This window comes from Clostridium sp. NkU-1 (assembly GCA_001312405.1).
Genome location: BBDR01000001.1, coordinates 378899 through 401826, shown reverse-complemented (window position 1 = coordinate 401826; position 22928 = coordinate 378899). Strand labels below are relative to the sequence as shown.

Sequence of the window (22928 nt, the reverse complement as noted above, 5' to 3'; positions counted from 1 at the left end):
GAAAGGAGAATCACTATATGTTTGATTCATTAAAGAAAATTTTCGGAGGAGGCGGTGAAAAAGAAAGAGAGAAGATTCTGGCCCCGGTTGAAGGAACGGTAGTACCCTTAAGCGAAGTGAATGATCCCACATTCAGCCAGGAGATACTTGGAAAGGGAGTCGCCATTATTCCGGCAAAAGGAAGAATTGTGGCTCCGGCCGACGGAATCCTGACGGTGGTGTTTGAGACAAAACATGCTGTCAGCATTACGACCCCGGAAGGCGCTGAGATCATTGTCCATGTAGGGCTTGATACGGTCAATTTAAAAGGGGAGCATTATACTGCATATAAAAAGCAGGGAGACAAAGTGAAAGCAGGGGAGCTTCTTTTGGAATTTGACATGGCAGCCATAAAGGAAGCCGGATATGAAGTGATTACGCCGGTAATCGTTTGCAATACGCCGAATTATCCGGATATGGTATGCCATACAGGAATGCAGGTAAAGGAACTGGAACCAATCATCGAACTGTAGGTATCAAAATGAGGGAGTATTTGTATGAATTAAAAGATCCCCTGGGACTTCATGCCAGGCCGGCTTCCGTGATCTTCATGGAAGCCAGGAAGTATTCATGCAGCATAGAAGCCCAGTGGGAATCAGACAAAGCGGATTGTAAAAGCCTTTTGGCAATCATGGGGCTTGGAGCCAAAAGAGGCAGCATCATCCGATTCCGGTTTGACGGAGAGGATGAGGAGGCGGCCATAACTGCGCTTCGCACCGTTTTGGAAGAAATGTGATCTGAGCCTGCTTGGCAGCAGGAATGGATAAAAAATGTCCGGTAGGACAAAAAGAAAGGGGTTTCTTTATTATGATGAAGTATTTGCAAAAACTAGGTAAGTCATTGATGCTTCCGGTGGCATGTTTGCCTGCGGCAGGCATCCTGATGGGGATTGGTTACTGGATCGACCCCGACTGGGGCGCAAACAGTGCCATTGCTGCCTTTTTAATCAAGGCAGGGGGGCCATCATTGATAACATGGCAATTCTGTTTGCTATTGGTATCGGCGTTGGTATGGCAGATGACCATGAGGGTACTTCGGCTCTGGCTGCCATTGTTTCCTGGCTGATGATCCAGACGATTCTTTCGCCTGGAGTGGTTGCCATGCTGAAAGGAATTGATGTAAGCGAAGTAAATCCTGCTTTTAGCAAGATTGGAAACCAGTTTATCGGTATCTTATCCGGTATTATCGGTTCCAGCTGCTATAATAAGTTTAAGAATACCAAGCTTCCGGATGCGCTGGCATTCTTCAGCGGCAAACGGTCTGTTGCAATTGTCACTGCTCTCGTTTCTTTGGTAGCCTGCCTTGTTTTGTTCTTCATATGGCCGATTGTATATACCGGATTGGTTACATTTGGTAAAGGCATCCTGGGACTGGGCGCTATTGGAGCCGGTATCTATGGTTTCTTCAACCGTCTTCTGATTCCGGTAGGTCTCCATCACGCACTGAACTCCGTATTCTGGTTTGACGTTGCAGGAGTGAACGACCTTGGTAATTTCTGGTCAGGAAATGGTGTTCTGGGCCAGACAGGTCAGTACATGACAGGCTTTTTCCCGGTTATGATGTTCGGTCTTCCAGCCGCAGCTTTGGCTATGTATCATACCGCAAAGCCTGGTAAAAAGAAAAATGCATATGGTTTATTGCTTGCAGCAGCAGTATGTTCCTTCTTTACAGGCGTAACAGAGCCTCTGGAATTTGCTTTCATGTTCCTTGCTCCAGGTCTTTATTTGATCCATGCACTTTTAACCGGTATTTCCTTAGCGATCTGCTCCCTGCTTCCCGTACGTGCAGGCTTTAACTTCAGTGCAGGTTTCGTTGACTGGTTCTTGAGCTTTAAGGCGCCTATGGCTGTAAATCCGTTGCTTATTATCCGTTGGGCCTTGTTTATGCGGCTGTTTACTACGTGGTATTCCGCCTTGCAATTAAAATATTTAACTTTAAGACTCCAGGACGGGAAGATGATGATCTGGATGAAAACACAATCACTCTTTCCAATAACAACTATACCGCTGTTGCCGCCGTTATTCTGGAAGGACTTGGCGGTAAGGATAATATCACCAGCATTGATAACTGCATTACAAGATTAAGACTGGAGATCAAGGATTATACTCTTGTAGATGAAAAGAAGATCAAATCCTCAGGTGTTGCCGGCATTATCAGGCCAGGCAAGACCAGCGTACAGGTTATTGTAGGACCTCAGGTACAGTTTGTTGCAGATGAATTTAAGAAGCTTTGCCAGTAATAAACAGGCAAAAAGCAGGGGCATATCATTGTCCCTGCTTTTTGTACTTGAATGAGGTTTAAAAATCCGGCTGCCTTCGGGGTCCCAAACAGGACTTGAATGAATATATTAAAATAAAAAGGTAAGATTCCGGGATATGCGTGATATATTAATTCTTGTGCTGGCACTTAGCACCGACACCTTTGTTGCCAGCATTGCTTATGGGGCAAACCGTCTGAAGATTTCCTGCGGAAAGGTTATTGCAGTGAATATGATCTGCAGCGGCTGTCTGGGGGCTGCTCTTATATTTGGAAGCGTGATCAGCGGATTGGTGCCGGAAGGTTTTGCAAAGGGGGCGGCATTTTCCTGCCTGTTTCTCCTGGGGGTGATAAAGCTTCTGGACTATACCATAAAAAAATATATTAACAGTCATGTGAATGTTCACAAGAATCTGACATTTTCTATTTCCGGTCTGAGTATCATCATAAATATTTACGGAAATCCTTTGGCAGCAGACTGGGATAATTCCAAGTCCCTGTCCTGGAAGGAAACCATAATGTTTTCCCTGGCAATGTCGCTGGACAGTCTGATCGCCGGGGCTTTATCCGGATTTTTGATGATACCTCCGGGGCTTACGGCCCTTTGTGCTCTGGTTGTGGGGACTGCCGTCATGTATATCGGCCTGTTTCTGGGACGTAAGCTTGCTGCGTTAAAGGGCTGGGATTTATCCTGGCTCAGCGGCATACTGTTTTTGTTTCTTGCATTTGGAAAATTATGATGATCTGATTTAAAAATGGGGTTCACTCTTAAATGGGTTGCACCCCATTTTTAAATGCGGTATAATCGTTATCAAAAACAGGAGCAATTATTTATGCAGTTTACCATACCTCATTATTATAATAAATTCCGTTGTGTGGCCGGGGAGTGCCCGGATACCTGCTGTGCAGGATGGGCCATCATGATCGATGATCTTACAAAAAGACGATACCAAATGCGAAAGGATGCTTTTGGCAGAAGGCTAAACCATTGGATTGACTGGAAAAATGGCTCCTTTAAGCAGTGTGGCGGCCGGTGTGCGTTTCTTAATAAGGACAATCTTTGCGATATCTATAAGGAGGCCGGCCCGGGAATGCTTTGTAAAACCTGCCGGGATTATCCAAGGCATATAGAAGAATTTGAAGGAGTCAGGGAAATCTCCTTATCTTTATCCTGCGAGGAGGCTGCAGAACTGATTCTTGGCTGTGAAGAACCTGTCCGCTTTCTCACGAAAGAAAATGAGAGAGAGGAGTCCTATCCTGCTTTTGATTTCCTTTTATTTACAAAGCTTATGGATGCAAGGGATCTGATTTTATCCTTCCTGCAGAACCGGGACTTAGATTGCCGGCTGCGCATTGCCATGGCACTGGGGTTTTCCCATGACATGCAAAGGAGGATCAATGAGGAAAAGCTGTATGAGCTGGATGAATTGATAAAACGGTATCAGGGGCTGGACGGAGCTCTGATCGTGGAAAAGAAGGTGGCTTACAGCAGGCTGGAAGACAGGATCCGTTATGAAAAGATGAAGAAATGGTTTTCTCTGTTTGGAAAGCTTGAAGTGCTTAATGAGAGCTGGCCCCAATATATGGGAAATCTTAAAAGAATATTGTTTGATTCCGGTACAGAAAGCTATGAGGAGAACAGGAAAGCCTTTCACCGGTATTTAATGGAAGAGGAAGGCCGTAAGCGTCAATGGGAGCAGTGGAGCGAACAGCTTATGGTATACTTTATCTTTACTTATTTCTGCGGGGCTGTTTATGACGAACACCCCTACACAAAGGCAAAGCTTGCCGCAGTGAGCACCCTTCTCATTCAGGAAATGGCTCAGGCGGTATTTAAAAGAAATGATGGCCGCCTTGATTTTAAAGAATTTGTTCATCTGGCCCACCGGTTTTCCAGAGAGGTAGAGCATTCGGATGTGAATCTCAATACCCTGGAGAGAATATTCCGGACGGATAAAAGCTTTGGTCTGGGAGAGATCCTTGGACTGCTATAGGAAATTGGGAGATAAAACGGCGATTGCCGGAATGATTCAGGTTTTATGGCCTGAGTCATTCCGGCAATCTTTTTTATTTTGCTATTTTACCAGCTTTAATACCGGATCCTGTTCCTTTACGCCATCAAGGGCAAGAGACTGCACCTCCCGGTAGTTGGCCGTATTGGTGATGAGCACCGGCGTCACCACCGGATAGCCTTCTTCCTTGATCTTGTCAATATCAAATTCCACCAGTAAATCGCCGGCATTTACCTTGTCACCCACCTGGACATAAGTTTTATAATGCTTTCCTCCAAGCTGGACGGTATCCAGTCCTATGTGGATCAAAACCTCTGCTCCGTTTTCCGAAGTGACGGCAATGGCGTGTTTTGTATCAAATACAACAGAAACCGTTCCCTTTACAGGAGCTACGGCACGTCCTTTTGATGGTTCAATGGCAATTCCCTTTCCCAGCATTCCGGAAGAGAACACGCTGTCGCTTACAGATTCCAGAGGGATTGCGGTGCCTTCTATGGGAGAGCATACGATTTCTTCCAAAACTGCCTTTTCCTCAGCCGCTGCCTTTTCCTGTGCTGTTTCCTTTTGGGCAGGAGAGCTGTCAGGTACATGACCGGCTGCCTCATCTTCTTCATTGCGTCCTCCATCCAAAAGATAATCTTCCAGATTGGATTTAATGACAGTTACCCGGGGACCATAGATTACCTGGATGCCGTTTCCCTTTTTAACAACGCCGGCAGCACCGCTTTGCTTCAGCAAGTCTTCCTGAACCTTACCAGGGTCATGTACTGTGATGCGCAGCCTGGTAGCGCAGCAATCCACGTCACTGATATTGACGCTTCCTCCCAGTCCTTTCACAATAAGGGCTGAAGCTGCATCTTTTCCTGAACCGGCATCTTCCCCTTTGGATTCTTTGGAAGCATTGTAATCGGCTCTGGTGTAAAGCTTTGTTTCCTGGTCATCGTCTTCACGGCCAGGGGTCTTTAAATTCAATTTTGTGATCATGAACTTAAACAGGAAATAGTACACGATAAAGTAGACAATGCCCACAAAAACAATGTTGATCCAGTTGGTTTTGGCATTTCCCTGTAATATACCGAATAAGAACATATCAATAAAACCGCCTGAAAAGGTCATGCCTACGCCCACATTTAACATATGCATCAGCATGTAGGCTGCACCGGCCAAAACACAGTGGATTCCATAAAGGATCGGTGCAACGAAAAGAAAGGTGAATTCAATTGGTTCCGTAATGCCGGTCAGCATGGAAGTCAGTGCAGCTGACAGCAAAAGACCACCTACCAGCTTTCTTTTCTCCGGCTTTGCCGTATGATACATTGCAAGGGCAGCACCTGGAAGGCCAAATATCATTAAGGGGAACTTGCCGGACATAAACCTGGTCGCGGACACACTGAAGTGGCTGATTCCCTTTGTGCCTAATTCCGCGAAGAAAATATTCTGGGCACCTTCCACAATTCGGCCACCGACTTCTGCAGTTCCTCCCACTCCTGTCTGCCAGAAAGGAAGATAGAACACATGGTGCAGGCCAAAGGGAATCAAGGCCCGTTCCATAATGCCGTATAACATGGTTCCGCCGTATCCGGAGCCTCTTACCAGATCCCCCACTGCATAAATCCCCTTCTGAACCGGAGGCCAGAGATAGAACATCAGGATACCTGCCAGCATATAGGTTACAGCAGAAATAATCGGCACAAACCGGGTTCCTCCGAAAAAGGACAGGACCTGGGGCAGCTGTATCTTATAATAGCGGTTATGCAGGGCAGCCACACCAAGGCCTACGATAATACCTCCGAATACACCCATTTGCAATGAGTTGATTCCAAGAACAGATGCCGTTGATCCAGGCAGCATGTTTTCAGAACCGCCGTGTATGGTGATCATGGCTCCAATGGAAGCATGCATGATAAAAAAGGCAATAGCACCTGCCAGTGCAGCTACTTCCTTTTCTTTCTTAGCCATTCCAATGGCTACTCCGATTGCAAATATTAAAGGCAGGTTTCCGAATACAATATCCCCTGCGGCTTTTAATACCGTAAGAAAAGCATAAATAAAAGTTCCCTGCCCCATGACCCTGGTCAGATCATAGGTTTCCAGCATAGTCTCATTTGTAAAGGAGCCGCCTATCCCTAAAAACAACCCTGCCACCGGCAAAATTGCAATGGGCAGCATAAATGATCTTCCAACACGTTGTAAAACACCAAATATTTTATCTTTCATATACATCCCTCCATCTTCGTTATGTCTTAATAAAGAAATTCTCCGCATAAGGCAGATATGATCAGCCGTTGCGGCTGTATAAATTTATTTCCTTTTACCCCAAAATGCCTCCTTTCCTGTTTTGATAAGGAACAGCCGGCTTATCTTTTTAGTGTGATAAGGCCATTGATCCAAAATCCTGAAAAACAAAGGAGAGAGGATTTCTCATATCTATTATACACCTAAAACCTGTCCCTTTAAACAGATAATTTCATGCTTTTAGCTAAGATATCAAAAAAAGTCTTTGACTTCTTACTTCTTATAAGAAATTCGAGAAAACAGAAGCAAATAAAACAGTACAGAGCCCGGAAGTTGCAATGGCCAGGCTGCTCATGGCTCCTTCGATTTCTCCCATTTCTATGGCTTTTGTGGTCCCGACGGCATGGGAAGCAGCACCAATGGCAATGCCCTTGGCAATGTTCCGTGATTTTAAATACCCTGCATACGGCCTCCGCAATGATGCTTCCCTGGATGCCGGTGATAATGATGCTGGCAACCGTAATGGTCACATATCCTCTCATTTCCTCTGAAATGCCCATTGCAATGGCGGTTGTAATGGATTTTGGCAAAAACGTTACATACTCCTGGTGATTTAAACCAAAGATCAGGGCCAGCAGCAATACGCTGCTCATTGTGGTGAGAACTCCGGTCAGGGTTCCGGCTATGATGGCCTTAGAGTGTTTCTTAAGAAGTTCCAGCTGGCGGTAAAGGGGAACTGCAAGGCAAATGGTGGCTGGAGTCAGAAGATAGCTGATGTATTTGGCGCTTTTGTCGTAAACCTCATAATCAATGTGAAATGCGGATAAAAATGCCATAACAACACAAATGGAGATTAAAAGGGGATTGAAGACAGCCCATTTGAACCTTTTCTTCAAACGAAGTCCCACTTCATAGCCTAAAAGCTCAGCACCACGCCAAAAAATAAAAAATCACTTACTGTATTACTCATCTTTTTCTGCCTTTCTATTGCTGTCGTTTTCGATGAAAAACTGGGTCACTTTTCCGGTGATCACCATGACGATGACTGTGGAAACCAGGGTAATGACCAGAAAAGGGATTAAAATAGGCCGGAGGACTCCCCAGGAATCCAAAAGTCCGACGGCCGCCGGAATAAACATCAATGGCATAATGTCTATAAGAAATGTGCTGGCCTCCTCAACCGCCTCCAATGGAATCCATCTTTCCTTAACCCGATCAGCATGATCAACAGACCATAGATACTTGCGGGCACCGGAAGGGGAACAAGCAGATGGATAATTTCTCCTGCCAGAGATATGAAAAGAATAATGGTAAATTGTCTGATGTATTTCATTACAAAGCCTCCTTCGTTTCCTTCCTGAATTTCAACTACGGTTTATCCTAAACTTAAATACATGGCTTGTCAAATGGTTTTTATTATCATAATTTATTTTTTATTGGCAAATTTAAGGCTGCAAGGTATAATAAAAGCATGAATAGAAAAGGAGCAAAAAAGCATAATGGCTGGCATAGAATTTGATATTTTATATTTTTTTACAATCAATACATACTCCCTGGCTGGATGTGTTTATGAAGGAAATAACCGGTCTGGGAGACAGTGGGATCTTCTGGATCATTACCGGTGCTGTTCTCCTGTGCTTTAAGAAGACAAGAATCATGGGTCTTTGTGTTATTTTATCCCTGGCAGCCGGATTTTTAATCGGGAATATGTTCCTTAAGAACCTGATTGCAAGACCAAGGCCCTGTTGGATTGATGACAGCATTCCCCTTCTGATCAAAAACCCAGGAGATTATTCTTTTCCCTCCGGCCATACCCTGGCCTCCTTTGAAGGGGCCGTCAGCATCTGGCTTTATAACCGGAAGTGGGGAACTCCAGCCCTGGTCCTGGCGGTTCTCATCGGTTTTTCCAGGATGTACCTGTTTGTTCATTTCCCGACCGATGTGCTGGGAGGACTGGTTTTAGGTACTTTGATCGCTGTTTTGGTTCACTCTATAGTGGAGAGGAGCGGAATTTTAAAAAAAAATACTTGATTTCCGGAGAATCTGTGATATACTGATGGCGTTACAAAAGTACAATATAATAGTCGCAGAGTAGACCCGTGTGCGTTAAGTGCCGGCTGAACAGGGAGTTGTCAGCCGGACGAAAAGATTTTCTTGCGGTACGCCGGTCGCATCCCGCTGCATCAGAAGATAGTCATATTATCTCCGGTTGTAGTTTGAGGTCTGCAAAGGAGGTATTTTTTTATGAAAAAATTCGTTACTTTGTTCACCGATTCTTACAGAGAGCTAAAGTCTGTAAGGACCATTACCACCTCAGCCATGTTTGGCGCAGTAGCAATTGTTTTGGGCATGTTTTCCATTAACATGGGAAATTACATCCGGATCGGTTTTTCTTCCATTCCCAACGGAATCGTTTCATATCTGTTTGGTCCGGTAGTAGGAGGCCTGTTTTCGGGAAGCCTGGATGTGCTTAAATATTTATTAAAGCCTACAGGCGCATTTTTTCCGGGACTGACTCTGGTAACCGTTCTGGCAGGTATCATGTATGGCTGTATGTATTACAGAAAACCCGTCACCTTAAGAAGGGTTCTGGTTTCCAAGCTTCTGGTCATGCTGGTCTGCAACGTGATTCTCAATACCATGTGTCTTTCTATCCTGTACGGAAAAGGCTTTATGGTGCTTCTTCCTGTAAGGGCACTGAAAAACCTGGTCATGTGGCCAATTGACTCCATGATTTTTTTATACCATGGCAAAAGCGCTGGATACCATGGGGGTCTTTCGAACAATCCGTAAGGCCCAGACTGCGGGAACAAAATAAAATTTAAGGCCTGTAGCGTCAATAATGACCGCACAGGCCTTTTTAAATGAAATTCGCAGACAGAACCTTTCTTTCATGATCGGATGGACGGGCTAAGAAGCAGCCATTTTTATCGAAACTTGCGTTGCAAGTTCCGATAAGCTATATTATAATCTTAAGTGTTTGCATGATATGGCAATGCCGGATCAGAACAATCAGATTAAGAAGGAATGATGGAAAATGGAAAAAAAGATAAAGGCCATTTTTTTTGATATTGATGGTACGCTTCGGGATTTTCAGACAAAACGGATTCCTGACAGTGCAAAAGAGGCGCTCATGGAAGCCAGAAGGGCAGGAATCCTTCTGTTTATTGCAACGGGGCGCCATAAGCTTGAAATGGAACAGGAAGACCTTCTTGAGGGGCTCCTCTTTGACGGCTATGTGACGTTAAACGGCCAGTATTGTTATTGCGGGGACAGGATCATTTATGATCTGCCCATAGATCCTGATGAAGTTGAACGGACCTTGGCATTTTTGGAGGAGGAGCCATTTCCCTGCATGTTCATGGAAGGGGACCGGATGTACATCAATATGGTGAATCATGCGGTGGAAAAGGTCCAGATGGATATTGGAACCAGGCTTCCTCCGGTTTTAAATGTGGAACGGGCCAGAAACCAGCCTATTTACCAGATAATACCTTACGTATCATACGATATGGAGCAGAAGTTAAAGAAGCATCTTTGCGGCTGCGAATTCATACGGTGGCATGACGAGATGGGCTGTGATGTGATTCCTGCAGGCGGAAGCAAGTGGAACGGGATTATGAAGATGGCAGAGCATTACGGTTTTTCTGCCCATGAGATGACTGCCATTGGTGACGGCAATAACGATATTTCCATGATATCCGGTGCAGGCCTGGGAATTGCTATGGGAAATGCCTCTGATGAGGTAAAGGCGCTGCCGGATACATTACGGATTCGATAGAAACAGATGGCCTAAAGAAGGCCGTCTTCCATATATTAGACTATAATTTATTAGGAGGAATGACCAATGAGTGAAGAAAATTGTACTCATAATTGTAATACCTGTAAGGAGAATTGCGGCAGCCGGGAGGAACAGGTAAGCTTTTTAGAGCCCCTTAACCCTGCCAGTACAGTAAAAAAAGGTAATCGGCGTTGTAAGCGGAAAGGGCGGCGTAGGTAAGTCCCTGGTAACTTCCATGATGGCGGTAGGCATGAACGGGAAAGGCTATAAAACGGCCATTCTGGATGCAGATATCACCGGCCCATCCATTCCAAAAGCATTTGGCCTTTCGGATTACGGTGTGGGCATGACGCCAAATGGCCTTATGATCCCTGCAACCACTGCAACGGGAATTGAAGTGATGTCAGCGAACCTGATCCTGGATCATGAGACGGATCCGGTCATCTGGAGAGGTCCTGTCATTGCAGGCGCAGTCAAGCAGTTCTGGCAGGAAGCCTTTGGGATGGAATTGACTACATGTTCGTGGACATGCCTCCGGGAACCGGAGATGTGCCCTTAACCGTGTTTCAGTCTCTTCCTGTAGACGGAATTATCATTGTGACTTCTCCTCAGGAGCTGGTTACCATGATTGTTGAAAAAGCCGTAAATATGGCGAAAAAGATGAATATACCCATTCTTGGACTGGTTGAGAACATGAGTTACTTGATTTGCCCGGACTGTGGCAAGAAGATTTCTGTGTTTGGAGAGAGCCACGTTGATGAAGCGGCCAAAGCAAATGGACTTACCGTTCTGGCTAAAATCCCCATTGATCCCCGGATCGCTGCCGCAGTGGATGGCGGTACGGTCGAGTATTTAGAGGCAGCCTGGCTTGAAGGGGCAGTTTCAGCCGCAGAAAAAGCTTAAAGTAATATACGTTATGATACGTTACGAGGGATAAGAATGAATATTAGTATGAACCCCAATAGTGAATTGAACCAGTCCATTGTGAATGTTCCCAATCTGGTTCAGGTTCCAGACCCGCTTTTAAAGCAGGCGTACCAGTTTCAGGAAGCTATGATGATGTACACCTGTGCCATTCGGGAGATCAAGACAAAGCTGGAGGTCTTAAATGACGAGCTGTCAGTAAGAAACTCCAGAAATCCCATTGAAATGGTTAAATCCAGAGTAAAAAAAGCCCATAAGCATTGTGGAAAAGCTGCAGCGCAGAGGACTGCCGGTTTCCCTGGAATCCATGATGGACAATCTGGATGATGTTGCAGGAATCCGCGTGATCTGCTCCTTCCTTGATGATATTTATGCGGTGGCAGATATGCTGGCCCGCCAGGATGATGTGCATATCATTGCCATAAAGGATTATATCCGCCACCCCAAAAAAAACGGGTACCGCAGCTATCACATGATCGTAGAGATCCCCGTGTTCTTTTCCGACCAGAAAAAATGGATGCGGGCAGAGGTCCAGATCCGTACCATTGCCATGGATTTCTGGGCCAGCCTGGATCACCAATTGAAATATAAAAAAGAAGTGGAAGAATATTCCCAGGAAATCAGTGAAGAACTGCGGGAATGCGCGGATGTGATCGCACAGACCGATGAAAGGATGCTTAATATCAGAAAGAGGATTGAGGATCATGGAGTTACAATTTCCAAATAAATAATTAAAGGGAGCAATTGGGTGAAAAACCCCAATTGCTCCCTTTTCTAAGTTTTGTTTAAATGCTGCCGGGAAGATAGGGGGAGGCTAACAGTAAAAACGGTTCCTGTTTCGAGGCTGCTGGTCAGGCTGATTTTTCCCTTATGGTGGTCAATAATGGTCTTTGCAATGGAAAGGCCAAGTCCATAGCCTCCTTCCTTGCGGACTCTTGATTCATCTGTCCGGTAAAACCGTTCAAAAACATGGGCCTGGTCTTTTTCAGGTATAGGAGCCCCCGTATTTTGAACGGTCAGGACCGCATTATGGGAAGATTTCTTTAGGCGGACAGATACGGACCCGTTTTTTTCCTGCGTATTTGCAGGCATTGTCTAAGAGAATGGTGATTACCTGCTTTAGCTGGGCTTCCCAGCCGTCCAGGATAATACCTTGGCCGATCTCATTTTCCAGCTTCACCTTATTTTCAAAGGCAATGGATTCAAAAAGCAGGACTCCGTTTAATACGATGTCACTAAAATCCAGGGCAGCCTTTGCTGCCTGGGAGGCCTGGACGGCTCCAGTATCGGACCGGGCCAGAAAGAGCAGCTCTTCCACAAGCTGTTTCATGCGTTCTGCCTCCTCTTTTGTATTGTCCAGCCATTTCTGCTGGTCCATGATGGTGCATTCCCTATGATGGGAAAGGATCTGCAAATTGGCCAGGATTACAGTAAGAGGTGTCTTTAGTTCGTGGGATGCATCGGCAATGAACTGGTTTTGCATCCGCCATGCATTTTCCACAGGCCTTAAAGCCAGACGGGAAAGGAAAATACTCAGGATCAAAAAAAGAAAGACCGCCACAAGAAAGACAAGCAGACAATTGACAAGCAGGATCTTTAAATTATTCCGTTCATATCTTTGGTCTGCAAATACTATTTTCGTGCCTCCGGGAAGGGAACCTTAAGGTAACGTAGGGAATAATCCTTAAGCTCCCCCTGGAGAGAACCATCAGCCTTTGCCAGCTCCACCAGAGCGGAAGCCTGATCCTTGGTAACGGTTATGTTCATTTCCCTTATATTTTCTATGGAGTTGCGGTTGTTTAAGGTCACCACAAAAGACGGGACAAGAGACGGCAGATTTTTTGGAGGCCTGCGGCCAAATTCCACTTTATCCGGCAGCCGGTCCGGCAGGTTTCGGTCTACAGCCTGATAAAGAGCCATGACGGTCTGCCGTTCCATGCGCTTAAAGCTGGTGTAGTAAAACATGCCAAGAACAGCGGAGAGAATGCTTATCACAAAAGCCATGTTGACCAAAACAAATCTTCTTCTTAATTTTTTTATCATAACCTTTCCTCCAGGCGGTATCCGACCTTGCGAAGGGTGCTGATTTCTACCTTTGATCCTACAAAATGCAGTTTTTTTCGTAAAAAGGAAATATAAGCCTCCACATTGTTATCCTCTGCGTCAGATTCACTGCCCCATACCCTTGAGATGAGGGCTTCCTTTGAAACGATTCTGCCGGAATTGCCCATAAGAATTTTTAACACCTCAAATTCCTTATATCCAAGATGAATGGATTTGGAGCCGCAGCATAAATCATTGGCAGACAAACTAAGGGTTAAGTCTCCGAATTTCATTTCTTCTACGATCACTTCTCCCTGACGGCGGGAGAGCGCCCGGATGCGGGCTAACAGCTCTTCAGGAACAAATGGCTTGGTCATATAGTCATCAGCCCCCGGTCAAGTCCGGTCACCTTATCCTGAATGTCATCCCGTGCGGTCAGCATGAGTACAGGAGTCTGTATGCGGGCCTCTCTCAGCTTTTTTACCACTTGAAAGCCGTTTTGTCCCGGAAGCATTACATCTAAAACAATGACGTCATATTCCCCGGAAAGGCCGCAGGATAAGCCGTCAGTTCCATTATACACAATATCAGCCTGGTAATGCTGTTCCTTCATAATCTGTCCCAAAGCATCGGCCAGTCTTACTTCGTCTTCTACAATCAATACCTTCATGGTTAGATTCTCCTATATCTGTTATTATGAAAAAAAAGATGTTTTCATAATCGGATGAACGGGGCATAGAGCGCCCCTTTTATCTTCACTTGCGTTGCAAGTTCCAATAACCTATATTATGAACCTGTTGACATTTATTATAAGTTGAGAATGCTTATGAAGCAACTAAGAAATACCCCCAAAGCCTGTTTTTCTTAGTTGTGTTAATCATAATGGATTAAGCTTAAAATAAGCTGAAATCTCATGGTAAAAGACTGCTTTGGTTAAGGGATTCCAGATATTTTAAGGAAAATGCCAAGTTTCAGGTTAATTTCAGCTTACTATCACAAAACCGACATAAGAGCCTGTTAAAATAAACTTCAGATTTGAATAATGAGAGGAGAAACTGGATGAACAGACAGAGAATAGCGGCTTCCCTGGCTTTTGCAGTTGCGGCGACGGCAGTCAGTCCTATGATAACGGAGGCATCAAGTAATTTTGATTTAAGGAAAAAGGTAATCGGAGTCTCGGGGATCATGAGTGTTGGGAATCCGGATCTGTCAGTGACACGGGGGGAATTTGCCAGTATGCTGGTAAATGCTTCTTCCTATCGAAGCACGGCCGGCAAAACCAGCAACACTTCCGTATTTGCCGATGTGCCAAGAAACCATGAATATGCGGCCCAGATCCGGATTGCAGCGGAACAGGGGTGGATGAACGGATATCTGGGCGGAAATTTTAAACCAGATGAATCCATAACACTTCAGGAGGCAGTAAAAGGAGTCCTGGGACTTTTAGGATATGTAAATTCTGATTTTACCGGTGACCAGTCCGGTTCCAGGCTTTCTAAATATCATTTTCTGGAATTAGATGAGAATCTGAATAAAGAGGCTTTGGAAATCTTAAATAAATCGGATTGCATCAACCTGTTTTATAATTTGTTAAAAACAGATACAAAGTCTGGAACCATGTTTGGAAAAAGCTTAAACTGCGAATTGACAAGTGACGGTGAGATCGATCCGTTTACAATGGTGGACAATAGCATCAAGGGACCGAAAATTGCCAAAAGCAAGAGCAGACTCAACTCCATTCTGCCCTTTAAGCTTAGTGATGCCAATATTTACCTTGATGGAGAGCCTGTTACAAATTCCAGTGATGCAATTGATGTTTCCCTGGAAAGCTCGGAGGGGGTCCTGGTATATTATCATACTATTTCTAAAACCGTGTGGCTTTACACCGTTGGAAATGAAAATGAAAACGGACGTTCCGCTGTATTTGGAGAAATTACCAACGTGGTCTATGATTCTGCGGATTTAATGACGCCGGGAGCAATCATACTGGATGACGGCAACACCTACGAGCTTACCAGCACGGAGATGAAGTTTGCATTTTCTTCCTATGGGGACTTACGGGTAGGAGATACCGTGAATCTGGTCTATACTCTGTCTGTAGACAAGGAAGGAAATGAAACCCGGACTGTCATTGATTATATAGAATAGAAGATTAACAGGAGAAGCCAGAATGAAAAAAATCATTCAGAAATTATATTCAAAAGAAAAAAAGAAAAGGCCGGATAAAGGGAAAAAAAAGTTTTGGTTTTTCTGATCATAATCCTTGCGGTGCTGGCAGGAGTCATGGTGGCCGCGGGCTTAAAAAAATCAAAGGCAGCATCAGCTGCTGAAAAAAAGCATAAGAACTGCAAAGGCAGCAAAGCAGGATATCGTTTCTGAGCTATCCTCCTCCGGAACCATTTCTCCCCAGAATACCTATGACATAACCTCTTTGGTTGAAGGAGAAGTCATTGCAGCGGACTTTGAAGAGGGAGATGAGGTGGAAAAGGGACAGATCCTCTATCAGATCGACACCTCATCCATGGAATCAGAGATGACATCTGTAAACAACTCCCTGTCAAGAGCCCAGGAAAATTATGAAGCCGCATTGGATGATTATAATTCTGCCTTAGGTGATTACAGCGGAAACACCTATAAATCCACTGAGAGCGGGTACATAAAATCTCTTTCCATTAAGGAAGGTGATAAGGTGGGAAACAATACGGAGATTGCTTCCGTCTACGATGATAAGACCATGAAGATCAAGCTTCCGTTCTTATCCGGGGAGGCCTCCCAGATAACGGCAGGACAGGAGGCGGTTTTGACTCTTACTGATACGGGAGAAGAAGTCCAGGGCGTGGTCACTTCCGTCAGCAATATGGATGTAACCTTAACAGGCGGACGCATCGTCCGTTATGTTACCTTTGAAGTGACAAATCCAGGCGGTCTTACCACGGAAACCCCGGCTACGGCTGCGGTTGGCGATTATGTGTGCAGTATGGAAGCAACCTTTGAGCCGAAACTTGAGACGACCATGAAAACGGACTTATCTTCCGGTGTGGAGGTGGGAACCCTGCTGGTTCATGAAGGTGACTATGTAACAAAGGGCACTCCGCTTTTTACAATGGAAAGCAAGTCCGCGGATAAGCTGCTTCGCACTTATAAAGATACCCTGGAAAAGGCCCAGGAAACTTTAGAAGGAGCAAAAAGCAAGCTGGAGAGCACCCAGAATACGTATGATAATTACACCATCACTGCTCCCATATCCGGAAAGATCATTACAAAAACCGTGAAGGCAGGAGATAAGATCACGAAAAGCTCCAGCGGAAGCACAACCCTGGCAGTTATATACGATATGTCCGGCTATACCTTTAAAATGTCTGTGGATGAATTGGATGTCAAGTCCGTTAAAGTAGGCCAGGAGGTAATCATTACGGCAGATGCCGTGGCCGGTAAAACCTTTTCCGGCACAGTTACAAATGTAAGCCTGGAAAGCTCTGCCTCCAACGGCGTTACCACTTATCCGGTTACTGTCACCTTAAATGACGGCATGGATGAGCTTCTCCCCGGGATGAACGTAGACGGAGTGATCATACTGGATAAAGCCACCGATGTCCTTGCAATACCGGCTGATGCGCTGATGCGGGGAAATCAGGTTTATGTAAAGGATGAAACAGTAAAAGAGGCAAAGGGGAACATTCCTGCAGGCTTTAGGGCCGTAGAAGTTACCACAGGCCTGATCAATGATGACTATGTGGAAATCACCGGCGGACTGGAAGAGAACCAGGAGGTTTACGTTGCGCAGTCAACTGTAAGCAACTCACCTAGTATTGTGATACCGGGAGGCATGGGCGGTATAAATGTATCCCCAGGCGGTTCCGGCGGTGGAAACCGAAGCATAGGCAATGGCAGCGGTTACGGTGGTGGAAGCCGGAGTACAGGCAACGGCAGTTTCAAGCCCTGATAACCACAAGGAGGTTGTAAAGCGTGGAAAATACCTTGATTGAATTAAAGGATATTTATAAAGTGTATCAAATGGGCGAGGAAGAGGTCTGTGCAAACAACGGAGTATCCTTAACCATTTGCCGCGGGGAATTCGTGGCGATTGTTGGAAAGTCGGGAAGCGGAAAATCCACGCTCATGAATATCATAGGTGCACTGGATGTTCCCACCTCAGGAGCATATCTTCTGGGCGGTGAGGATGTAGGCAGGATGTCGGATAACCAGCTGGCAGGGATACGGAATAAGATGATCGGCTTTATCTTCCAGCAGTATAATCTGCTTCCCAGACTGAACCTTCTTGAAAATGTGGAACTGCCCCTGTTATATGCAGGGGCAGGGGCCAATGAACGGAACAAACGGGCTATGGCCTCTCTGGAACGGGTAGGTCTGGCGGAAAAGTGGAAAAATTATCCCAATCAGCTTTCCGGAGGCCAGCAGCAGAGAGCTTCCATTGCAAGGGCGCTGGCAGGAGATCCCTCTCTTATTCTGGCTGATGAACCTACGGGAGCCCTGGACTCAAAAACCAGCCGGGAAGTCCTTAATTTCTTGAAAAAGCTGAACGATGAAGGGAATACCATTGTCATGATCACCCATGACAGCGCCATTGCGCGGGAAGCCAGGCGGGTGATCCGGGTACACGATGGTAAGATTAATTTCGATGGAGACGTAAATGAATATTCTGCAATCCTTTAAAATGGCTTTAAAGAGCATCTGGAGCAATAAGATGCGTTCCTTTCTCACCATGCTTGGAATCATTATCGGCGTGGCCTCGGTCATTATTTTGGTAAGCCTTGTAAACGGACAAATGTCCTATATGACGGAACGGTTCGCCAGCATGGGCACAAACCAGATCAATGTAAATGTAACCAATCTTTCATCCAGGTCCATAACCGTGGATCAGATGTATGAATTTTATGAAGACAACAGGAATCTTTTTTCTCAGATGACGCCAAAGGTTTCCTTATCCTCTACCTTAAAAAAACGGAACGGAATCACTGACCAATACTTCAATATCCGGTGTCAGCGAGGAATATTTGGAAATGAAAGATCAGACCCTGGATTCAGGACGGTTCCTCCAGTATTCTGATATCCTATCCAGACAAAAAGTTTGTGTTGCAGGCTATTATGTGGCCTGGGAATTATACGGAGGAGCAGAAAAAGCCATTGGCCAGTCCATAAAAATAAACGGGTCTGCCTACAGGATCGTTGGCGTGGTTTCCAGACAGGATGAGGCGGAGCTTAAGGCTGGTGGTTCGGACGACGTATTGTACCTTCCCTACAGCAGTGCAGCCAAGATGAACAACACTGCTGATATAAACAGCTATGTCTTTGCCACCGCTGATATGGACCATACCACAGAGGCCAAGGAGGCCATTAACACCTTTCTTTATGGGACCTTCAAGGATGAGGACTTATACCGGATTACTGCCATGAGTGAACTTTTAGATTCCTTAAATTCCATGATTTCCATGATGTCCATGATGCTTGGCGGAATCGCCGGGATCTCTCTTTTGGTTGCAGGAGTGGGAGTCATGAACATCATGCTGGTGTCGGTAACGGAACGCACCAGGGAAATCGGGATCAGGAAGGCGCTGGGAGCAAAAAAAGCACAACATCATGCAGCAGTTTGTTATAGAAGCCGCAGTCACCAGCTCTCTTGGCGGGGTAGTGGGGATCCTGGTAGGCTCTGCGGCAACCACAGTCATTGGAACTGCCATGGGGATAAATGCCACCCCAACACCGGGTGCTGTCATAGTGTCCTTCAGTGTATCCGTTGGAATCGGCCTTTTGTTCGGCTATATGCCTGCCAGAAGAGCTGCGGATTTAAACCCTATTGACGCTCTGCGCAGCGAGTAAAAAACCAACATTTTCTTGCAAATATATCATATTGGTGATACTATTTGCATAGTTACCAAAGGAGTAGCTCATTTTTGGGCTGCTCCTTTTGCGTAGAGTAAATTAGTGGATCATGAGAAAGGGAAGAATTATGAAGGTTGTTGATATGCACTGTGATACCATTTCAGAGCTTTTTTTTACCGGAAAGAAGAAGGAAAGGTCTTTTCCATCTTAAAAAATGACTGTCATATTGATTTGGAGCGCATGAAAAAGGGGATTACTGCTTACAGAACTTTGCCTTGTTTACAAATCTCGCCAGGCAGGAACATCCTTTTGAATATTGTATGAAGCTTGTTGATCTCTTTTATATTGAACTGGAAAAATATGAGGATATCATTGGTATTGTAAAAAGCTACAGGGACATTGAAGAAAACCGGAAAAATGGGAGAATGTCTGCCATGCTGACCATAGAGGAAGGAGGCGTATGCAGGGAGAACCGGCGTTCTTAAGGAATTTTTACCGGCTGGGTGTCCGTATGGCGACCCTTACCTGGAACTATAAAAATGAACTGGCACATCCCAACCGGATCTGGGAGGAAAACGGAGAGGCCTTTTTTGAACCGGAAACGGAGCATGGACTTACGGAAAAGGGAATTGAATTTGTTCGGGAGATGGAAAGGCTGGGAATCGTCATTGATGTGTCCCATTTGTCAGATGCCGGGATAGAAGACGTGTTCCGGTATACGGAAAAGCCGTTTGTGGCCAGCCATTCCAATGCCAGGGCCATTGCCTCTAATCCCAGGAACTTAACGGATGATATGATAAAAAAACTTTCAGAACGGGGCGGCGTCACCGGAATCAATTATTGCGCCGATTTTCTTCATGACTGGAAAAAAGGAGAAGGAGCCTTAAGCAGGGTGGAAGATATGGTTTCCCATATGAAGCATATAAAAAGGTGGGAGGCATCCAGTGCATTGGCCTTGGATCGGATTTTGACGGAATCGGGGGAAATTTAGAGCTTAAATCCCCGGAAGACTTACCCCTTTTGGAAGCTTATATGAAAAAAGAGGGATTTTCAGAAAGGGAAATTGAGGCAGTCTTTTATGGGAATGTCCTTCGGGTTTATAAAGAAATTTTACATTAAGACATAAATTTACATAAATTTTACATTTACGTGCATATTTTTTTACATAGACTTGATATAGTGTTTACAATAATGTACTATCATGAAAAAATGGAGGATGCTATGTCAATCACAGAAATACAAATGTTATTTAAATTCATTGGAGGGCTGGGGATGTTCCTCTATGGAATGGACGCCATGGCCGATGGGCTTCAAAAATCAGCAGGCCATAAAATGCAGCAGCTTTTAGGGGTCCTGACCAGCAACAGGCTCATGGGTGTGCTTTTGGGAACCGGAATTACCGCCATCATCCAGAGCAGCTCAGCCACCACAGTCATGGTGGTAGGATTTGTAAATGCCGGGATCATCAATCTGGAGCAGGCCGTTGGCATCATTATGGGTGCCAACATCGGAACAACCGTTACCAGCTGGATCGTGTCCATGAGTGAATGGGGAGAGATGATGAAGCCCGAGTTTTTTGCTCCGGCCCTGGTAGGCGTGGGCGCTGTTTTAAGCCTTTTTACCGGAAGCGGAAAGAAAAAGCAGATCGGTGAGATCCTGGTAGGCTTTGGTGTGCTGTTTATTGGGCTTACCTTCATGTCAGATTCCATCACTCCTTACAGGAACGCCCCTATTTTCAGCCAGGCATTTTCCATTATGGGAAGAAATCCACTCCTTGGAATATTAGCAGGACTTGTTGTTACCGGCATCATCCAAAGCTCCTCGGCATCCGTAGGAATTTTGCAGACTCTGGCTCTCAACGGAATCGTAAACTGGCAGTCAGCAATTTTTATCACCTTAGGGCAGAATATCGGTACCTGTGTAACCGCTCTGCTTTCCAGTGTGGGAGCTAACAAAACGGCTAAACGCGCCGCTGTCATTCATCTTCTTTTTAATGTGGTCGGTGCTGTTATTTTCGGCTGTATCATGTTTGTAGTGTTTAAGCTGAATCCGGTTTTTGCGGCTTCACGAATCAGCAGTGTGGGAATATCCATCTTCCATACCATATTTAATGTGAGCAATACCATTATTTTATTCCCCTTTGCCGGGCTTCTGGTAAAGGCCTCAGGCTTCTTTGTGCGGGAGAATAAAAAGGAAGCTCCAATGGATCCTGATACCCAGATGAAGCGCCATCTGGATGAGAGAATTTTAGAGACTCCTTCCTTTGCCATTGAAAATGTAAACCATGAAGTTGTGAGCATGGGAAATGCCGCCATGGAAAACTTAGACTTAGCGGCTGCCGCTCTTCTTGGCAACAACAGGGCAGAGGCAAAGCTTGTGGAAAAAAATGGAACAGAAGATCAATGATTATGAAAAGATGCTCACAGATTATCTGATAAAAATCAATAACCAGTCCTTAAACGAGGAGCAGCATCTTCTGGTTAAAAAACTTATTTTATACGATCAGCGATTTTGAGCGGGTCAGCGATCACTGTGAGAACTTATCCGAACTGGCAATGGAAAAAGCCAACCGGAACATTATTTTTTCAAAGGATGCTGAAAATGAAATCAAGGAAATGCTTAAGGAGGTACGTTCCTCTCTGGAGCATGCCATAAAGGCCAGGGAGACCGGAGACATGTCAGAGGTCCGTGCAGTGATCCAAAGTGAGGAACGTGTGGACAGCCTGGAAGAGGAATTAAGAGAACGTCATATCGAACGCTTATCCGCGCAAACCTGTAAGCCGGAAAACGGAGTCATCTTTTTAGATGCCTTAAGCAACCTGGAACGTATTTCTGACCATGCTCATAATATTGCAGGTTACGTGAGGGATGAAATGTAACAGAAAAGGGAACGCCCTGCGGACAGGAATGTGGAAAGGAGAATGTATGGAGCGTATCTATGTAATTGAAGACGATGACAACATCAGGGACTTAATTAAAATTGCCCTGGAAGGTTTTGGCTATGAAGTATCTGCTTTTGAGATGGCGGAGGAAGCCTTAAGGCATATTGAGTCAGACAAGCCGGCCCTGGCTGTGTTTGATCTGATGCTTCCCGGTATGGACGGGCTGACAGCCATTCGCAGAATTCGGAAAAATGAGTCTTTAAAGGATATTCCAATTCTTATTCTGACCGCGAAAGACAGAGAGTTTGATAAGGTGGCAGGACTTGACGGCGGAGCCGACGACTATATGACAAAGCCCTTTGGAGTCATGGAGCTGGCCGCCAGGATCCGAAGTCTTTTGCGGCGCAGCACCAGAGGACAGGCTGACTCAAACGAGCTGAATCAATATTGCTTAAGCTTAAATAAAAAGACAAGAGAGGTCCATTGTGACGGCGTCAAGGTTGAACTGACGCTAAAGGAGTTTGAACTTTTACAGTATTTGATGGAGAACCATAATAAGGTCGTCACCAGAGATGAGCTTTTGAACCATATCTGGGGGTATGACTACGATGGGGAAACCAGGACTCTGGATATGCATATCCGTACACTCCGGCAAAAGCTGGGAGAAAACGGCGGTTCCTGCATCAAGACGGTCCGCGGCGTAGGCTATCGTTTTATTAAGACGGAAGAGTAGGGAAATATATATAGTCTGGCTATATGCGCAGATGGGGGAATCTATGAGAAGCGTGATCTTTAAAAAAAATTTATCCAGATCATTTTAGTAGTGCTGATACTCAGCAGCTCTGTTTTTTATATCGCCTCCAGCAGCGCACTGCTTAAAAATTCCAGAAAAGACATGACATACACTTTAAGAGC

The 22928-nt window shown here is 45.3% G+C and carries 19 protein-coding genes, 8 pseudogenes and 1 riboswitch; of the genes and pseudogenes, 21 read left to right on the top strand and 6 right to left on the bottom strand.

What is annotated here, in order from left to right; translation table 11 throughout:
• Positions 1-17: 17 nt before the first annotated feature.
• The 5 genes and pseudogenes from JCM10519_RS02010 (at position 18) to fliB (ending at position 4289) form a co-directional block, all read left to right on the top strand.
• Positions 18-512, top strand: a complete 495-nt coding sequence (locus JCM10519_RS02010) for a PTS glucose transporter subunit IIA (RefSeq protein WP_054737786.1) — start codon at positions 18-20, stop codon at positions 510-512.
• 20 nt (positions 513-532) lie between these two features.
• Positions 533-775: an HPr family phosphocarrier protein gene (locus JCM10519_RS02005; protein WP_347842825.1), complete on the top strand. Its 243-nt coding sequence runs from the start codon at positions 533-535 to the stop codon at positions 773-775.
• A gap of 71 nt (positions 776-846) precedes the next feature.
• Positions 847-2278: pseudogene (gene nagE / locus JCM10519_RS02000) on the top strand (N-acetylglucosamine-specific PTS transporter subunit IIBC).
• A gap of 136 nt (positions 2279-2414) precedes the next feature.
• Positions 2415-3035, top strand: a complete 621-nt coding sequence (locus JCM10519_RS01995; protein WP_054737784.1) for a manganese efflux pump — start codon at positions 2415-2417, stop codon at positions 3033-3035.
• A gap of 93 nt (positions 3036-3128) precedes the next feature.
• Positions 3129-4289, top strand: a complete 1161-nt coding sequence (gene fliB / locus JCM10519_RS01990) for a flagellin lysine-N-methylase (protein ID WP_347842824.1) — start codon at positions 3129-3131, stop codon at positions 4287-4289.
• An 81-nt stretch (positions 4290-4370) separates the two neighbouring features.
• On the opposite strand, the gene JCM10519_RS01985 is transcribed toward fliB, so the two are convergent.
• From JCM10519_RS01985 to JCM10519_RS01975, 3 genes and pseudogenes are all read right to left on the bottom strand, one after another.
• The gene (locus JCM10519_RS01985; RefSeq protein WP_347842823.1) at positions 4371-6524 is read right to left on the bottom strand and encodes a glucose PTS transporter subunit IIA; all 2154 of its coding nucleotides are present in this window, start codon (positions 6522-6524) and stop codon (positions 4371-4373) included.
• Between the two features lie 298 nt (positions 6525-6822).
• Positions 6823-7450: pseudogene (locus JCM10519_RS01980) on the bottom strand (LrgB family protein).
• A gap of 54 nt (positions 7451-7504) precedes the next feature.
• Positions 7505-7875 (bottom strand): annotated as a pseudogene (locus JCM10519_RS01975) (CidA/LrgA family protein).
• Between the two features lie 236 nt (positions 7876-8111).
• Between JCM10519_RS01975 and JCM10519_RS01970 the strand changes: the two are divergent.
• From JCM10519_RS01970 to JCM10519_RS01950, 5 genes and pseudogenes are all read left to right on the top strand, one after another.
• The gene (locus JCM10519_RS01970) at positions 8112-8573 is read left to right on the top strand and encodes a phosphatase PAP2 family protein (RefSeq protein ID WP_347842822.1); all 462 of its coding nucleotides are present in this window, start codon (positions 8112-8114) and stop codon (positions 8571-8573) included.
• Between the two features lie 54 nt (positions 8574-8627).
• A riboswitch (THF riboswitch) is annotated at positions 8628-8725 on the top strand.
• 61 nt (positions 8726-8786) lie between these two features.
• The gene (locus JCM10519_RS01965; RefSeq protein ID WP_347842821.1) at positions 8787-9335 is read left to right on the top strand and encodes a folate family ECF transporter S component; all 549 of its coding nucleotides are present in this window, start codon (positions 8787-8789) and stop codon (positions 9333-9335) included.
• 244 nt (positions 9336-9579) lie between these two features.
• On the top strand, positions 9580-10323 hold the full coding sequence (locus JCM10519_RS01960) for a Cof-type HAD-IIB family hydrolase (protein WP_347842820.1): 744 nt from the start codon (positions 9580-9582) through the stop codon (positions 10321-10323).
• 66 nt (positions 10324-10389) lie between these two features.
• Positions 10390-11226: pseudogene (locus tag JCM10519_RS01955) on the top strand (Mrp/NBP35 family ATP-binding protein).
• Between the two features lie 36 nt (positions 11227-11262).
• Positions 11263-11974 (top strand): annotated as a pseudogene (locus JCM10519_RS01950) (GTP pyrophosphokinase family protein).
• Between the two features lie 300 nt (positions 11975-12274).
• On the opposite strand, the gene JCM10519_RS01940 reads toward JCM10519_RS01950, so the two are convergent.
• The 3 genes and pseudogenes from JCM10519_RS01940 to JCM10519_RS01930 all read right to left on the bottom strand — a co-directional run bounded on the left by JCM10519_RS01940 (position 12275) and on the right by JCM10519_RS01930 (position 13960).
• The gene (locus JCM10519_RS01940) at positions 12275-12790 is read right to left on the bottom strand and encodes a histidine kinase dimerization/phospho-acceptor domain-containing protein (RefSeq protein ID WP_054737780.1); all 516 of its coding nucleotides are present in this window, start codon (positions 12788-12790) and stop codon (positions 12275-12277) included.
• An 89-nt stretch (positions 12791-12879) separates the two neighbouring features.
• On the bottom strand, positions 12880-13290 hold the full coding sequence (locus JCM10519_RS01935) for a hypothetical protein (RefSeq protein ID WP_054737779.1): 411 nt from the start codon (positions 13288-13290) through the stop codon (positions 12880-12882).
• Positions 13287-13960 (bottom strand): annotated as a pseudogene (locus JCM10519_RS01930) (response regulator transcription factor). The gene JCM10519_RS01935 and the pseudogene JCM10519_RS01930 overlap by 4 nt, the downstream one beginning before the upstream one ends.
• A 389-nt stretch (positions 13961-14349) precedes the next feature.
• On the opposite strand from JCM10519_RS01930, the gene JCM10519_RS01925 reads away from it, so the two are divergent.
• The 11 genes and pseudogenes from JCM10519_RS01925 to JCM10519_RS01895 all read left to right on the top strand — a co-directional run bounded on the left by JCM10519_RS01925 (position 14350) and on the right by JCM10519_RS01895 (position 22746).
• Entirely contained in the window at positions 14350-15438 is a 1089-nt protein-coding gene (locus JCM10519_RS01925; protein WP_054737778.1) for an S-layer homology domain-containing protein, read from the top strand.
• 93 nt (positions 15439-15531) lie between these two features.
• Positions 15532-15669 carry a hypothetical protein gene (locus JCM10519_RS25385; RefSeq protein ID WP_347842819.1) on the top strand — a complete coding sequence of 46 codons (138 nt, stop codon included), beginning with the start codon at positions 15532-15534 and terminating at the stop codon, positions 15667-15669.
• Positions 15670-15721: 52 nt separating this feature from the next.
• Positions 15722-17233 (top strand): HlyD family efflux transporter periplasmic adaptor subunit, encoded by a 1512-nt coding sequence (locus tag JCM10519_RS01920; protein ID WP_347842818.1) that lies wholly within the window; start codon positions 15722-15724, stop codon positions 17231-17233.
• 23 nt (positions 17234-17256) lie between these two features.
• Positions 17257-17964, top strand: a complete 708-nt coding sequence (locus JCM10519_RS01915) for an ATP-binding cassette domain-containing protein (RefSeq protein ID WP_054737777.1) — start codon at positions 17257-17259, stop codon at positions 17962-17964.
• 31 nt (positions 17965-17995) lie between these two features.
• Positions 17996-19128, top strand: a pseudogene (locus JCM10519_RS01910) (ABC transporter permease).
• A gap of 278 nt (positions 19129-19406) precedes the next feature.
• A pseudogene (locus JCM10519_RS01905) lies at positions 19407-20122 on the top strand (membrane dipeptidase).
• Positions 20062-20250 (top strand): membrane dipeptidase, encoded by a 189-nt coding sequence (locus JCM10519_RS25380; protein WP_347842817.1) that lies wholly within the window; start codon positions 20062-20064, stop codon positions 20248-20250. The pseudogene JCM10519_RS01905 and the gene JCM10519_RS25380 overlap by 61 nt, the downstream one beginning before the upstream one ends.
• 102 nt (positions 20251-20352) lie before the next feature.
• Entirely contained in the window at positions 20353-21537 is a 1185-nt protein-coding gene (locus JCM10519_RS01900) for a Na/Pi cotransporter family protein (RefSeq protein WP_347842816.1), read from the top strand.
• Positions 21506-21646, top strand: a complete 141-nt coding sequence (locus JCM10519_RS25375; RefSeq protein ID WP_347842815.1) for a hypothetical protein — start codon at positions 21506-21508, stop codon at positions 21644-21646. The genes JCM10519_RS01900 and JCM10519_RS25375 overlap by 32 nt, the downstream gene beginning before the upstream one ends.
• A 40-nt stretch (positions 21647-21686) precedes the next feature.
• Positions 21687-22010, top strand: coding sequence for a PhoU domain-containing protein (locus JCM10519_RS25370; RefSeq protein WP_347842814.1), 324 nt, complete (start codon positions 21687-21689; stop codon positions 22008-22010).
• A 46-nt stretch (positions 22011-22056) separates the two neighbouring features.
• Positions 22057-22746 (top strand): winged helix-turn-helix domain-containing protein, encoded by a 690-nt coding sequence (locus tag JCM10519_RS01895; protein WP_054737844.1) that lies wholly within the window; start codon positions 22057-22059, stop codon positions 22744-22746.
• The last annotated feature ends 182 nt before the right edge of the window (positions 22747-22928 follow it).